Below are 16,740 nucleotides of genomic sequence, written 5' to 3' on the forward strand. Positions count from 1 at the left end.
CCTCAGTATAAATCAATAAACTATACTGAGGTTTTCTTTTGAACTCAACAATTTTATTTACAGCAAAGAAAACTCTTATACAATAACTTAACAAGTATTTTATTTGTAATTCAGATTCTAAATCAAAGAAAAGGTTAGTTCAGACACGCCATTTCCAATCTCAATAGAAGATTTTGATTTTTCCAAAGCAAGCCCATTTACTTTACTCTTATGAGCATTAGCTGGTACGATAACTGTTCCACGGCATCCCACCGGAAGTGTAACATTCATTTTCAACACAACACCTTCCAGCGACCAATCAACCGACACTTTTCCATACGGTGAGTTTACGGATGTTTTTGCCCACGTAACACCTTCAGGGATCTGAGGTTCGATATATACATGCTTATAGCCCGGATTTTTCTCATCAGTACGAATACCCCCCAATGCCTGATAGAACCAAGAACCTATAGCGTTATAGCAATTATGAATACGGCTTCTCTCACCGCTCCAGTATTCCCATGTAGTAGAAGCTCCATTATCTATCATCTGCAGATAGCCCGGATAGTCACGCTTTTTCAACATGGAATACATAAAGTCTGCCGATTTGTTTTCTATAGCCCATCTGGTAAGAATAGAAACACCCACCAATCCGACTGCTATATGATCATTGTATTTCTCTTTTGTTTCTCTGAATAGTTGATCTTTCACTTTATCATAAACGTCCGAAGGCGTTACTCCTACAAGCATTGGATACGACATATCAAGCTGTGAGCCTGTAGAGTACATGTTCTTATTAGCATCAAAAAACGTTTTATGCAGTAGCTGATCTAAAATGACTTTTCGCTGAGCAAAATCTTTTGCTTCATCAGGTTTATTGAGCACTGTGGCTATTTTTTCCATTATACCGAAGCAATCACTTACAAAACAATTGTTCACGAGATTTATAGATAATTCCGACCCCGAATCGACACCTATCGGAGCTAGCCAATCGCCTAAAAACCAATCGCGGTAAGGTGTATCCGGCCAACGCTTCAGTAGGCCATCGACTGTATATTTTTCTACATATTTCAACCATTCCTTCATCGCAGGGTAATATTGCTCTATCAGTCTGGAATCATTATAGTTGACGTAAATTCTCCACGGTGCAACGATAAAAAATCCACACCAATACGGGCCACCTCCACCCGCTCCGGGATTAGGGGCAACATGGGGCAGACTTCCACCTTCGCGCATAGAGTCATCCCAAGCTTGCAGCCAGTTCATAAACAGAGGCGATACATCATACATTGTTTGAAGTGTCTCCAACGACGAATTACCGTCCCCGCCATATCCGGCTCGCTCTAAATGGGGACAATCCACCATATAACCAGAGAAAGTAAGGCAACGCATCGTGTATTTAATCATATTATGAATCGCATTCAGGTCGGGATCGGAGCATTCAAAAGATGACCTATCACGATAGTCGGTATGTATAAGATATGCCTTTATATCTTCTTTTACAGGTTTTTCCTTCAAATGCGAAACTCTTACATACTGAAAAGCATGATGATTAAATTTATTTTTGAACACTTCTTTACCCTCACCGGCAGCGATATAAATATCACTTTGTCCCTGATCTAGAAAATTGCCATCCTTATCCAAAAAATCAGTATATTCGAGTAGAATTTCATGTCCTTCAGGTAATTTTGGAAAATGAATTTCAAACCAACCATTCAAAGGTTTTCCCATATACACAAGCCATGTACTATCACTCAATTGCTTTATATTTTTAGGTATAAATATTTCTTGTATCTTATTTGGTTGAGTCATTTCGGGCGAGGCCTTGTGTCGGGGCAGATCAACTTCCTCTACCCGAGACCATGTCATACGATTAAGAGTACTTGACGATAAATCAATCGGAGTGTGCTTACGATCAAGACGTTCACCTTTGAATTGTAAGGCTTGCCATGTGCCTGTATCCATATATCCACTCTCAGACCCTAGCCACGAAGAATCTGTAGTTAATATAGTATTCCAATTTTTGTTGTGTAAAATATCCAATTGAGCCTTTACAAGTGGACCATCATGATCGGTACCGAATGTTGTTTTCTTATACCAGCCACTACCAAGCCAGATAACTAATTCGTTCTCTCCATTCTTCAGATAACTACTTACATCGTATGTTACAATTAATGATCTCTTGTTCAATTGCGAAACTGCGGGAGAAAGAACATCATCACTCACTTTCTTGCCATTGATATATAGCTCGTGATAGCCTAATGAGTTGATATGTAAAAATGAAGTTCCTGTATTCTCAATCCTAAACTTTTTCCTTAACAAAGGTGTGTGTGTGTTTCCTGCACCCACAGGCAAGCCGATATAGCTGCCTTGCATTTTATCATTACCCACTATTCCGATTCCAAACCGTGCAATATCGCTCCAATCTGAAGCTTCACCTTTATCATTCCATATACGAACTCGCCAATAACATAACAACCTAGATGATAAAGGACTTCCATTATAAGAGACCATTACCGACGAGGAAGAACGCACTTTTCCCTGATTCCACAAATCAGCTTTATTATTCAAAAGAGCAATACTGTCCGATGCTACTTGTATTTCATAAAACCGTTGTTGCATTTGTCCTTTGGAATATACTATCTTCCAACTAAAATGAGGATTTACATTATCTATAGCATTCGGATTTATCAGATTCTCACACCTTAGGTCTGTAATACCGATCAAGGAGCGGGCATTACAGATCGGGTGTATAAGCATCGATATAATTATCAAAAAAATATAATAGTATGGTTTTCCCATGATTTAAGTATTTATTCTTTTTTCTTTTCGGGATCATATACAGCTACAGCCACCCGCGAATCGGCACATCCATAGTATAAATACCATTTTTTACCATAAAACACTAACCCTTCAATAAACACCGTTCCGGCAGGATACTGTCCGCTTTTTTCAAAATCAGCTTGGGGAGTATAGAAAGGCTTATCAAGTTGCCCGAGTAGCTTAGTCGGATCTTTCGAATCAAATAAAGCTTGCCCTGCACAATAAGAATTTGCAGTATACAAAGTATCACCTTCAATTCCGTCTGCATTCTTACCATTATATAGCAATAAGATTCCCTTGTCTGTCATTACGGCCGGAGGGCCACATTCGGTAAGCGAGCTATCAAACTTTCCTTTACGAGGCTCTATTACTTTCAGAAAATCTCCGCTTTCAGTTAATAAAGGAGTCCAGTTTATCAGGTCTTCTGACGTTGCTACATTTACAAATTTCTCACCCCAGTACATCCAATATTTCCCATCAATTTTAGCGATGACCTGTTTTCCGTCTACTAGTCTGGTAACAACTGATGCTGATTTCGAAAAATCATCTTTAAATCTCCCATTATAAGCTTTTGTAAATACTGGTCCATGTTTCTCCCATGTATGTAAATCTCGGGTAGTAGCTACCGCCAAACGAGCTTGTTTTCTATTCCATTGCGTATAAAACATAACATACATACCATCTTCAGTCATTGCCAAACGTGGATCTTCACAACCACCGGGCCACTCTAGCTCTTTTTGATTATCATTGTCAGGGTAGAATGCTGGTATAGATTTTCGTTGAAAATGAAGCCCATCTTCCGACCAAGCATATCCTAAGCGGGATGTACGTCCACCTATACCCTGCCCCGACTTATCTTCTGCACGGTAAAGTACTACTATTTTACCATCGTAGATAGTTGCTGCGGGATTGAAGGTATCATTCGATTCCCAATCAACAGAGTCTTTTGTTATCGGACAATAAAAACGGGTTGTGCTATCAGGTGAAATAATCGGATTAATACCTTCAGGACGCTGAAAATCAGTCCATGCCCAATCTGGAAACTCCGAAACCTTTTCCGAAACTTTTTTCTCTTTACAAGAGATCAATGTAACCACTGTTACAAAGAGAATTACTTTAAAAATACTGTTTTTCATTGATTTATATTTTAATTATTTTTCTATTTGCATGATTCAAAAATATGAGAGTTACATACGCTTAAAAAGTGACACTATCAAAAATCACATATAAGCATCATAATCAAATAGATATCCCAAAAAAGGTGACAAAAGTGACAGATTTAAAGCATATTTTTAAATGTTACTTTATTTAAATATAAAGCTCTTATTATCTGTATTATATAGATAAACAAAAACAAATAAAGTTACGATCGTATCTATTCAACAGGAAACTATCTGTCACCTTATTTTTCACCATATACTACTCAAATCTCTATGGAAACGAAGGAGCGTCGACCTTAGTTCCCCATTGCAAATTGGGCTTATCCGAAGTAGAATATTCAAGTGTGGCTCCGTTAGATATATCATCCCAATTTATCCATGTATTATCATAAGGTTTACCATCGAAGTTCAAAGAACGGATATAAATCTCTTTTTCTGAACCTCCTTTTATCAATAAATCTCCTTTTTTAAGGTGTACTCTTATCGATTTAAAAATGGGTGTATTAATTGAAAAGCCTCCAACACCTGGGATTTCAGGATACAATCCTATACATGCAAAAACGTACCATGCCCCCATCGTACCCAAATCATCATTACCGGGAAGTCCATCTACCTGATTGAAGTATTGTTCATTCAAAATACGGTTTACTACTTTCTGTGTTTTATCCGGGCGTCCGGCCCAGTTATATATCCAAGGAATATGAAAACTCGGTTCGTTGCCCGAAGCAAACCAATCGTCATTATAGCCTGCATCCAATCGTCTAAACAAATCGTCGAGACGAACTACAGCATTCGTTTTCCCTCCTACCAGCTCTATTAATCCTCCAAGATTATACGGAACCATCCAAAAATAGTTTTTATATGTAGACTCACGGAAATCATCCCCTAGTGATTTCCACGAACCATCTGCATTACGTGATTGCAACCACCCTGTTGCAGGATTATATAGATTTTTCCACGAACGGGCAAAATGGAAATACCGCCAACTGGCAAATTCATCACCACAGGCATATAAAGCAAATCGGGCTATAGCAAAATCAGCAGAAGTATACTCCAGTTGTTCAGAAGCATTATAGTATCCTTTATCAAGATATTGTTTCAACCCGGGACGCACTTCTACCTTCTGAGACATAGAGCGCGAAACCTCTGCTCCATGCTGCATTATTTTAAAAATAGGCTTCGGGTTATAATTCCTTGCACCAAAAGCCCAAGCATTCGAAATTAGTATAGGAGTAGGGTCTCCTTGCATGATACCGGTTTCCACATTTGCCATCACCCAACGGGGAAAGCCTTCGCCACCTGTTTGTTCGGCAAACAACTGGTGAGAAATCACAACATCGGATGCCACATCGGGGTCAAGCATAGCAAGCAACTGTATCTGAGTACGGTATGTATCCCAGTTGCTAAAAGATGTATAATGCTTCGATTTACTTTTATGTACCTTAAAATCAGCACCCATATATTCTCCATTCGTATCACTACATACATTGGGATGAATAAGAGCTCTATATAGATGCGTGTAAAACTGAGTTATGCGTTCGGGATTTGTGCCCTCAACCTCTATCTTACCTAAATATTTATTCCATTTTATTTCGGCCTGATTTTTAATGACATCAAAATTCCATGCTGAATTCTCAGCTCTCAGATTTCCTCTTGCATTCTCAACCGATACATACGAAACGCCTATTTTATATTGTATTACTTTATTCTTACTCACATCGAAAGTGAAGAATACTCCGGAGTTCTTACCTTCTGCAAAAACAGACTTTTCTCTTATTTTATCATCTTTCCATGTTCCTACCTCAATAGCATTCGTATCGAATTCTGCAACAAAATAAACTTTATAAGGTGTAGGGTACCCACAGAAAGTACCTCCTTCAGCATATCCTTCACAAGTATTGGCACTCGTAATTACAACTGTTGCGTTTTCTGTATTTGTAGCAGCCACTCCTGCCCCGATTATAACAGTACCGAAGCTTTCATTCGTCGGGTATTCATAACGAGCCATTCCTGTTCTCTCGGTCACAGAAAGTTCGGCCTTAATATCATCCTGCACCTTAGCTTGATAATAACCGGCATGTCCTTTTTCCTCTGATAGGTTTATCCTATAGCTGATAATATCATCAGGTGACATTCGTAACTTTCCTTTCACCGGAAAAGTAGGGAAATTTCCCATATGTTCACATCCACCACCGCTTAATTGATTAATAACAAAACCAGATTGCTTAGAAAAGTAAGTTGGGGTAAACTGCACCATTCCAAAAGGATAAGTTGCGCCGGGATACATATATCCGGATGCCAACCCCACACCTTTGTTTCCGATAAGGGTGTTCACCCGGCTTGCATAATCTATTTCTGTCGTTTGAGAGTTTACAATAAAGGGTACAATAAGAAAGAAGGATAAGAGCAACAATCTATTTTTCATACAGTTTATTTATTATTATATGGAATTACTTCCAGTTTATAGCTGTTTTCAGGTAGAATTGAAGCTTCAAATTCTATTTCCAGATTCTTACTTTCCCCTTGTCTCAGCGTAAAATAATTATCATTCATTATAATAGGCAAAATACGTTCGCCGTCAGAAGTTCTGTACGGTTGCACATGTATAGCAAAAGCGACAGATGAGCCTATATTTTTTATGGTAGCTTTTATAACCTTTTTATTCCCTCTTGTCTCTATGCGTGAATCAACATTCAATTTTGCTTTACCCAATTTATTTAATGCTGTATAATCTCCCAAGACGTTTGATCTCCAATAAAAATTATCAGAAAGTATATTTCCAACATCATCGGTCAATTGCAATTTGAGAAAATGAACCGGAGAAAGATCTGTTTTTACCCTCTTCTTGCCATACAATTCAATCTCGTAAAGAGAATACCCCCATTCGGTGGCACGCTTTAACCCCAATACCTTTACATAACGGGTCACTACAGGTTTAATTTTGATCTCCTCATTTCCGCCTTTCGAATTATTGTCTTCATATATATCTTTCCAATTAGAAGCATCGTCTGATACCTGAATTTTGTAAGATTTTGCATGAGCATTCTCCCATTTCAATGTAATACTCCCCACTTCTGTTGGTTCTCCTAAATCAACATATATCCATTCATTATCTGTATAATTACTCGCCCAACGGCTACCGTCACTACCATCAGCTACAGAGCTCGCATCTCCGGCATCATACGAAACGGAAGACGCAACCACATTCTTATTGTAAGCCATATTATCATTCGTGAAATCCATATAAAAAGAAGGTGTAGCCTGATTCGCTTTCGCATCTATTTTCTTTACTTGAGTATATCTAGGCATCTCTTTCCCATCCATATTATAGATAGTAGCCTTTGCGGTAAGGTTATTCTTATCGCTCAATGTAGCATTTATAACCTTTACCGAATTATCGGCATAGCTCCATTGTATATGAATAGATTCACATGCTTTTTTAATGCCCCAATATGCTCCTGTAAGATCGTAGTAATAGTCATAGGTTTGCCAGACAAAAGACGGATATGCAGACTGGCTCATCCATGTCATTATCCCTGTAGCGTCATTCCACATATGATGTTGCCATCCTTCATACATCGCTTTGTTAGATTCCAAATTGAGTAATTGGGCTTTACGACAAAAGTCTTCTATACCCTTAGGCGTTCCGTAATTTTCAGCTACAGTATTAAAATACTTATCAGGAGCAGCATTAGCAGCTTTAGGTCCAAAGAAGTGCAAATCCCACATTTCGTTACGAGGCCACCAGTATTCTTTAGGGATAAATTTCTTGAAGCTTTCGAATGTAGTAAAAACCGCCGTACCTATCTCTGTACGGAAACCCCAGCTCGGTTTTCCTTTAAATCCAAACATCATAGGATATTTAGTAAAATACCAACTTGGATGAGCATTTGCCCATGGCCCGCTACCGGATAATCCATCATTATTGGAAATAGGCTGATACCAGCGATCACCACCATCATAATATTCCACATTCCCCGCCAACCATTCATTCAGCGGAGGAAGTGGTGTTCCTTCATTATCGCCACACCATACAGCAATAGAAGGATGGTTTCGCAAACGTTTGATTTTCTCTATTGCATTATTATTAAACGTCTGTACATCGTCCGGAAGATTGGGATGAGAGTTTAGCCAAAAATCATCCCAGACCATGATGCCGTACTTATCACATGCGTCATAAAACTCTTCATCGGTTACCGATCCTATCCAATTACGGATCATATTATAATTCATCTCCTGATGAAGTTTTACTTTCATATCATACTCTTCTCCACGACAACGTAACATGTATTCGCTCATACCCCAGTTTCCTCCTTTTATATAGACCGGTTCTCCATTTATTTTTATACGAAAAACATCGTCTACTTTCTCATAGCTGTATTCTTTAATTCCGAACGTTATATTTTTGCTGTCTGACACTCTTCCGTTTATGCTATATGTCAAATTACATGTATACAGGTTTGGTTCCCCATATCCATTAGGCCACCATAATTTAGGGTTAATAATTTCTAATTGTTTAAAATCCTTAGCGTCGAATATAAATGGTTTCTGTTGACCTGCACCAAGAACTATTTCTTTCGAAAATTCAATATTGCCCGGCTGAATTACTGCTTTCAACAGCCCTTTACATTCTGTTGTCGTATGATTACTTAATTCAATCTGTAATTTCAAAAAGGCCTTATCATTGTTCGGAACTTTAGATCTAACCCAAGGATCTACGATAGTAACTGCACCCGAACTTGTTAGAAATACATCATCAGTGATACCACTGAGCAATCCCGGGACATAAGGCATCCAATCCCAACTGGCACTGGAAATATAAGTTGGACTCGCATAATTAGGAACAGGCAAACCCACCCAATGTACCAATACGGCCAACACATTTTTTCCATTTTTATTCAAATAGTCAGTAATATCAAATTTTCCTCTGTTCATAAAACCATCGAGAAAACCTAATCGATGCCCATTCAGAAAAATTTCACCTTTTCTATTTATACCTTCAAAATTGAACCACAGATGTTCTCCTTCCGACAAAACGGGCGTATCAAATTCGCCTCGATACCAGAAATTTCTATCATATTTTGATTTATCCACTTTGTAGATATTATCTCCGAAATTCGGATCTTTCTCCAAACCGGCTTCCACATACGAACCAAAAACAGTTCCGGGAACAACTGCTGAGACCCAACTTGAGACATCATAATCCAATACCATCATTTGCTTGCGATCCTGAACCTCAGCCTCTGCTTTAATCTTCCAATTAATAATATTCGCATCACTATTAAGAGATATTTTAATCTCCTGAGCATTTAAAAGCTGACCGAATATAAAAAAACAAGCAAAAATTAATATTATCGTATTTCTATTCATTATTTGAATTTATATCTGTTTACTTTTTAGTCAGGGAAAATGGAGCAGCATCTTTTGTAATACCTCGTCCTTTATTTGGCTGGCTTCCCATTGTATATTCAATAGTTCCTCCACTTACGATATCTTTGTAAGTAATGTAATTCTTATTTAAAGGATTACCATTGAGCTTAACGGATTGGACATATATATTATCTTTACTGTTATTATTTGCTTCTATTACAAACTTCTTTCCGTCTTCCATCGTAATTGTAGTTTTTTTGAATAGCGGACTACCCAATACATATTCATCCGTACCGGGACAAACAGAATAGACTCCAAGTGCGCTCAGTACATACCACGAAGCCATACCTCCTTGATCCTCATCGCCCGGATAACCTTTTTCTGTAGAATTATATAGTCTATCCATAATTTGGCGAGCCCAGTATTGGGTTTTCCATGGTTGTCCTGCATATGAATACATATAGATCATATGCTGAATAGGCTGATTGCCTTGTGCATATTGTCCCATGCCTGCAAGTTCCATTTCTTTCATTTCGTGGATAATGCCACCGTATGTACCGGGTTTAATAATATTAGGCACAGTAAATACCGAATCCATTTTTGAGACCATATTTTCTGCACCGCCAAATAAGTCGATCAGTCCCTGCACATCGTGAAAAACAGACCAAGTATAATGCCAAGCATTCCCTTCGCAATAAGGGCCGCCCCACACAAAAGGATCGAACGGTTCCTGCCACTTGCCATCTTTATCTTTACCTCTCATGAAACCAACTGTAGGGTCAAAGACATTCCGATAGTTGTACATTTGCCTTTCAAAAACATCCATATAGAATTTATTTCCTGTCATTCGTGCCAATTCATATCCGCACCAGTCATCATAGGCATACTCCAATGTTTGTGCAGTAGATCCCGACGACTCCGGATAAGGCACATATCCTAACTGAAAATATTCTTTCCAAAAAATGCGACCGTTAGCTCCTCCCCATGGGCCTTTATTCATTGCCTCATGTGCATAAGCTTTTAGTGCACGATCAGGATCAAAAGTACGAATGCCTTTCGCCCATGCATCGGCAAGAAGCGAGATTGCATGATTGCCGATCATACCTCCTGTTTCTCCCGGCTGCGACCACGATGGTAACCAACCACATTGATCGTGAGCATCAAGCAAAGCATTCATATACTGCCCCTGCATGGTAGGATGGAGGATATTGGTCAGAGGGAATTGTGTGCGGAAAGTATCCCAAAATCCATTGTCGGTATACATATAGCCGTTGTATATCTTGCCATCGTAAGGGCTGTAATAGTATGGCTCATTATTTTCATTACGCTCGTAAAATTTGCGTGAAAAAAGGTTTGCACGGAAAAGACAGGAATAAAAGGTCTTGATCTGTTCGTCGGTTCCTCCTTCAACAATTACTCTGTTTAATAGTTTGTTCCAAGTTTCCGCTCCTCTAGCTTTTGTCTGTTCAAGGTTCTTATCGCTTCCTAATTCCCTATTTAATGTAAGTATAGCTTGTTGTTGACTAATGTAAGACGAAGCTGCTTTCGCCTGCACCCTTGCTCCTTTTTTGAACTTTAGATATGCACCTGATCCTTTTCCTTGGCGGTAAATTTCCGCAGGAAATGTCTTATCATTCTGATTTTCCCATGTACCATAAGCTTCGAAAGGCTTATCGAATTGAACGACAAAATAACTACGGAAATTCTCAGCATGATTTACAAAACGTTGATTATTTACCCAGCCGGTTATCTGTCTTTTTTGCGGATCTATCTTAACCTCACTCATATCGGTATAACCATCGAGTACAAGATAAGCAGCATCACCGTTTCCGGGAAATGAGAATCGGAGGTGTACACCTCGTGTGGTTGGCGCCATCTCGGTAGTAATACCATTATCCAACGTAACTTTGTAATAGTGAGGTTTGGCTATTTCATTACTATGGCTAAACTTCGAGGCTCTTTTTTCTTGATTCACCTCCAATGCACCTTCCATCGGCATAAATGAATACACCGCATAATCGCTTACCCACGGGCTGCACTGATGCGCCTGTTGGAATCCACGTATTTTATCTACAGAATACTGGTACTTCCATCCTTCTCCATTGGCTCCGGTCTGCGCCGACCATGTATGCATCGCATAAGGCATAGCAGTGGTGGCATATGTATTGCCATAACTAAGACCGAAATGAGAATCGGTTCCCTGTAGTGTATTCACATACTGTACTAAATCTTTTAATTGCGCTCCGGCATATATTGTTTGCAACAGTGCAGCGGCAACAAATAAGGCTTTTCGTACTTTCATATTATATTGTATTTATAAGTAAAACTAATCAATACTAAATATTTATTCTTTAGCACCGAGAGAAGCGAAGATTCTTTTTAGTCTACTCCCAACCATTAATAAGAGAGACAAGAACTTCGCTTCTTATAGTATCAAGATACTATTTAGCCCGGCTAATACTAAAAGCGATTCTTTTTATACCCATCCCTAAAAGGACATCAAAACACCAAAATTGATAACACGTTGATTCATATAAGCATCACCGGCCGAGTTTGTTTGTATTTCGGGGTCTTGCTGATATTTATCATAATTTGTTTTAGTGAACATATTATACGCATTCACATAAAAGCGTGTGCTTTGTATTCCTTTAGGTAATACACTTTTTGGTAATTCATAACCTAAATCGATTGTTTTGAGACGAATATACCATGCATTTACCAACCAGAAATTAGACATGTACGCCTCACTACTACTAATAGTAGAAAGATTGGTTGTTAAACGAGGGAATTGGATATCTCCTTCATTCTCGTATTTTTCGGCAGTCCAGCGTTTATCGTGAATTGGTTGAAACTGGCTCTTGAAAGATTCAATACCCGTTCCGACTACACTGAAACTATAATCGAATGACCCTTGAAACAATAAACTGAGTGAAAAACCTTTGTATGATCCGCCTATAGTCCAACCCAATGTCGTAGTAGGTAGATTAGGCTTGCCAATAGCCCCCTTGTCGAAGTCGTCGATGATGCCATCATCATTCAAGTCTGCATATTTAAGGTCTCCGGTCGATACAGGTATATTCGGTACCGGAATCTTATTCGGATTGCCTGCATTGATTTCTGAGATATCGTCCGGTGTATAATATCCTACCCAAGTATAGCCGAATGGTTGTCCGATAGGCTTACCGGTCTCTGACAGCCATGAATATCTCTGCTGAGCCTCAGCTTTATATTTTACCTTATTCTTCGCATAAGAGAACACAAAGTTGGTAGAGAAATTAAAATCTCCAAACTTATCATTGTAAGATATTTGTCCATCAAAACCATGATTTGTAGTTTCACCTACATTTGTACGGGGCAAACCTATACCTAGAAGCAATGAAACGTCACTTCTTTCTACTAACTGGTCGTAACGGTAATCGTAAAAATAATCTATTGTAAATGATAATTTGTTACGGAACATACTGGCATCTATACCTACATCAAATTTGCGAGCTTTTTCCCATGTTACATATTCATTCCCTAAAGAACCTTCTCTATATGAGGCGACTCCAACCGGAGTTTCGCCAAAAGAATACCCATATCCCGACTCATATACTTGCTTGTATAAGTAACGGTTACCGGGAGTTATATCAGATCCAACAAGTCCGTAAGAAGTTCTTATCTTCAACATATCAATTTTATCGTTAAATCTTTTCTGGAAAAAAGGTTCTTCTCCAATATTCCACCCCAAAGCAACAGCAGGGAAAAAGCCGAAACGATTGTTTTGTCCAAAACGGTCGGTTCCGTTATAGGCCGTATTAAAGTCGAACATATACCGATTCTTATAATTATAATTGATCTGTCCTGTATATCCCTGAAACTTTGCGGGTACTTCAGCGGCAGTAAGCCCATTTTTGTCTGTAGTGCTACTTTCTCTATTGTATAATAACATTCCTTTAATGGTATGATCTTCATTGAAAGTACGCTCATAATTGAGAAAGGCCTGTATATTCAAATTCCTGATGGCTTTATTTGTTCCGGCATTGAGTATATAATTTTCATAAGCATACGAATTGGCAGTCGGATTGATCGTATATGTGTCCGTCGCACTGTTATAGTGGTAGGTAGGATACATCTTACTATCCCTTCTCATAGCCCTATAATTTTCATCTATACTCGAATATGCCACACGTGCCATTGCCGAAAGACCTTTGGTTATGAAATTAAGATTTTGTGAAACATCAAACAGTATATTTGAGTCGAAACGTCTTGTTCGAGTATAACCTTCATTTGCCAGACGTGCATTCAATGTAGGATCTTTACTGTCGGTCAAGAAGTAATTATGATAAGCATACGTTCCATTCGGATTCATAAAAGGAGCTGAGAACGGAGTCATTTTGCGGAAATTATAGATTTCGCCTACCGCATTCAAACTATTCGGCTCGTTAATATTCATAAACCGTGACGACATATCTAACCGTACTTTTGTTGTAGAAGTAACATCGAAGTCAAGGTTGCTTCGAAAGTTAAACCTACGATAAAAATAATCAGTGTTAACTTCTTCTTTCGGATCTTTAAAATTACGGGTTAAACCGTTTTGAGAAAAGAAACCTCCTGTGACAAAGTATCGTAATCTTTTTGAACCTCCCGAAATATCCATGTTCACATTTTGCTGTGTTGCAATATCTTTGAAAATTGTTTTATACCAATCTACATCCGGATGCCCGTATGGATCATCTCCCAATCTGAAATGTTCAAGATCAGCATCTGTAAAAGGCTTACTATTTCCCAGCCCATCGTTTTCGAAAGCTTCATTCGTCAATGATGCTGCCTGATATGCGTTCAAAAATTTAGGTTTACGAATAGGCATGGTTAATCCACCCTCTGCTCGTACATTTATATGCGGACGTCCTTCTTCGCCCCGACGGGTTTTGACAACCAAAACGCCATTAGCTCCTTTGATACCGTAGATTGCTGTAGTAGAAGCATCTTTCAGAACAGAAATACTCTCTATCTCATTTACATTGATCTGTTGTAGCTGATCGTATGTATATTGCACATCATCCACAATAATCAACGGACGGTTTCCATCCGAGTTTAATGAGCTGGCTCCTCTGATAAAAAAGTCAGATGCATCTTTCCCCGGCTGTCCGGAACGTTGCTGAGAAAAGAAGCCGGGTAACTTACCCGTCAAAGCATTTTGCACACTCGATGTTGGCACGGCACGTATTTCGTCAGCCGACACGGCACTAACCGATCCGGTGAGCGTAATTTTCTTTACTTTACCATAACCAACGACCACTACTTCGTCCAAAGTTTTCTGATCTGATTCGAGTACGATATCAACGACCTTTTGATTCGTTATCTTAACTACTCGTTTTGCGAATCCGATAAAAGAGAACGATACCTGATCACCTGATTTCACGGTTAATATATAATTACCGTCTACATCGGTCATCGTACCATTTGTTGTTCCATCAACAGTAACACTAACACCTGTCAAAAGCTCCCCGTCTGTTGATGATACTTTACCTTTCAATTGGAACTGTTGTTGACCAAAAGCAAAAGCAAAGATTTGTATACTTATAAATAATAAAGTCAGTCTTTTCATATCAATTTATGTATTAAGAATTGATAAACACGGCTTTGTTACCAGCCCGGGTTTTGAACCATATTACTGTTTTTGTTTACTTCGCTATATGGTATCGGATATAAATATCTTTTCGGATCGAATTTAGCATCAAGAACATCGATATGTTCTGTCAGTATATTTCCTGCCTTCATCACCAAAGCCAATCCTTTGAGAGGTTGATTAAATATATCTTCAGCTATTTTCCAACGGCGAATGTCATAAAAGCGCTGTTCTTCAAATGCCATTTCAATTCTTCTTTCGTTGCGAATAATTTCTCTCATCTCCAAACATGTTATATTGTCGGATATACCATAAGTGCTATCATCGCCATCAATACCGGCTCTTTTTCTTATACTCCTTATGTATTCGATTACTTTGGCATCGACTGTTATTTTTGAAGATGCAAGGTCATATTCATTCTTAGCTTCAGCATAATTGAGAAGTATTTCGGCATAACGGAATAATACCCAGTTGCGAAGAAGCCCTGTATATTCTGTTTTATCCTCGTAGTTTCCCATAAATTTACGCAGATAATAACTCGTTTTAGTTGTAGCATCGGTAGATCCAGTCGGATTACTTCGCCCTCCGATATATGTATGCAATGTTGTACTCAGCCACTGAGAGCCATTATGCAATACTGTATAATCGAGGCGAGGGTCACGATTGTCATACATCCACTGCTCAGAATAAACATATTTAGTACTTTGCCCTATTGGTTTTCCATCTTTCATTGGGAAAGCATCTACCAGATTTTGAGTAGGACTGGTACGTCCGTTTCCTTTAGCATTGCTTGAAAATCCTACAGGTCCGTTATTCAGCTCCACATCTCGCTTATCAAGCGCACCTTGCACATGGAAGATGACTTCGTTTGTTACCGGCCCATAATAATTAAGGAACACATCTTTAAAATTATCCATCAACCCATATCCGCCATAACGTCCTGAAGGCCCCCAATCGTTAATAAAATCTTCTGCAGCCTCAGCAGCTCTAGCCCAACGAGCCGGATCATATGTATCATAACCAACGTATGGATTAGCAGCCTGAACGGGAGATTCATTAAATAATGGACTAGCCGCATACAACAGCACTCTTGCCTTGAGAGCCATAGCTGCTCCTGCTGTTACCACATGACCATCTGCACCGATATTGGCGATAGGAACTGAACGCAGACTATCCTTAACATTATCCAGTTCGCTCACAATATACTCGATGCACTCATCAAAGGTATTTCTCGGCAACTCCATCGGTTCTCCTAATTCGTATGGGATATCACCAACTAAAGGCACACCGCCATAGCGTTTTACAAGTTCGAAGTAATAATAAGCTTTTAGAAAACGTGCTTCCGCTTTCAGTGCTCTGTTTAATGGTACATTTGTTGCTACATGGTTATTATACGTTTGTAGGAAAGGTACTACATCTATATTGTTGATAAATGTATTTGCCCGACGAATACCTCTGTAATAATTAGCCCATCCCATATCAGCAAGACGAGTAAAAGCCGAGTAACGCCCTATTTGCAACTGGTATATCTGATTTTCGGAAAAAGATGACGTAATAGCATCATCGGATGCAGCATCAAGATAGTCACCCTCAATGGCATTGTGACCATAGCGTAAAACACTATAAACGTCATTTAAGTATTTCTTCGCATTTACACCCAATGAGTCAGTAGAAGAAAATACATATTCGAGAGTGAGTTTTTCCACAGGAACATCCTCATAATCGTTACATGACCACAATGTGAGCGATAGACCTATCAGCACAATATATAATTTGTTTTTGATCCGTATATTCATG

The 16,740-nt window shown here is 38.9% G+C and carries 7 protein-coding genes; all 7 read right to left on the reverse strand.

Features of this window, described 5'->3' with window-relative positions; genetic code table 11:
• Positions 1-117: 117 nt before the first annotated feature.
• Complete coding sequence (locus PKC55_RS13245) at positions 118-2,781, reverse strand: alpha-L-rhamnosidase (protein ID WP_414647295.1); 2,664 nt, start codon at positions 2,779-2,781, stop codon at positions 118-120.
• Positions 2,782-2,792: 11 nt separating this feature from the next.
• Positions 2,793-3,938, reverse strand: a complete 1,146-nt coding sequence (locus tag PKC55_RS13250) for a beta-1,2-mannosidase (protein ID WP_291126658.1) — start codon at positions 3,936-3,938, stop codon at positions 2,793-2,795.
• A 295-nt stretch (positions 3,939-4,233) separates the two neighbouring features.
• A complete protein-coding gene (locus PKC55_RS13255; protein ID WP_291126660.1) occupies positions 4,234-6,387 on the reverse strand; it encodes a GH92 family glycosyl hydrolase in 2,154 nt (717 codons plus the stop codon).
• A 5-nt stretch (positions 6,388-6,392) separates the two neighbouring features.
• Positions 6,393-9,332 carry a discoidin domain-containing protein gene (locus PKC55_RS13260; protein ID WP_291126662.1) on the reverse strand — a complete coding sequence of 980 codons (2,940 nt, stop codon included), beginning with the start codon at positions 9,330-9,332 and terminating at the stop codon, positions 6,393-6,395.
• Positions 9,333-9,351: 19 nt separating this feature from the next.
• The gene (locus tag PKC55_RS13265) at positions 9,352-11,634 is read right to left on the reverse strand and encodes a GH92 family glycosyl hydrolase (protein WP_291126664.1); all 2,283 of its coding nucleotides are present in this window, start codon (positions 11,632-11,634) and stop codon (positions 9,352-9,354) included.
• Between the two features lie 186 nt (positions 11,635-11,820).
• Positions 11,821-14,922 (reverse strand): SusC/RagA family TonB-linked outer membrane protein, encoded by a 3,102-nt coding sequence (locus PKC55_RS13270; RefSeq protein ID WP_283687057.1) that lies wholly within the window; start codon positions 14,920-14,922, stop codon positions 11,821-11,823.
• 38 nt (positions 14,923-14,960) lie between these two features.
• Positions 14,961-16,739 (reverse strand): RagB/SusD family nutrient uptake outer membrane protein, encoded by a 1,779-nt coding sequence (locus tag PKC55_RS13275; RefSeq protein WP_283687096.1) that lies wholly within the window; start codon positions 16,737-16,739, stop codon positions 14,961-14,963.
• Position 16,740: the final 1 nt, after the last annotated feature.

Origin of the sequence: Dysgonomonas sp. (assembly GCF_035323175.1) — a bacterium.
In the GTDB taxonomy this organism is placed as follows: Bacteria; Bacteroidota; Bacteroidia; order Bacteroidales; family Dysgonomonadaceae; genus Dysgonomonas.

What these genes read in the sequence shown, in the direction of transcription:
- PKC55_RS13245 (WP_414647295.1), bottom strand. Translation starts at nt 2,781, where the DNA reads ATGGGAAAACCATACTATTATATTTTTTTGATAATTATATCGATGCTT.
- PKC55_RS13250 (WP_291126658.1), bottom strand. Translation starts at nt 3,938, where the DNA reads ATGAAAAACAGTATTTTTAAAGTAATTCTCTTTGTAACAGTGGTTACA.
- PKC55_RS13255 (WP_291126660.1), bottom strand. Translation starts at nt 6,387, where the DNA reads ATGAAAAATAGATTGTTGCTCTTATCCTTCTTTCTTATTGTACCCTTT.
- PKC55_RS13260 (WP_291126662.1), bottom strand. Translation starts at nt 9,332, where the DNA reads ATGAATAGAAATACGATAATATTAATTTTTGCTTGTTTTTTTATATTC.
- PKC55_RS13265 (WP_291126664.1), bottom strand. Translation starts at nt 11,634, where the DNA reads ATGAAAGTACGAAAAGCCTTATTTGTTGCCGCTGCACTGTTGCAAACA.
- PKC55_RS13270 (WP_283687057.1), bottom strand. Translation starts at nt 14,922, where the DNA reads ATGAAAAGACTGACTTTATTATTTATAAGTATACAAATCTTTGCTTTT.
- PKC55_RS13275 (WP_283687096.1), bottom strand. Translation starts at nt 16,739, where the DNA reads ATGAATATACGGATCAAAAACAAATTATATATTGTGCTGATAGGTCTA.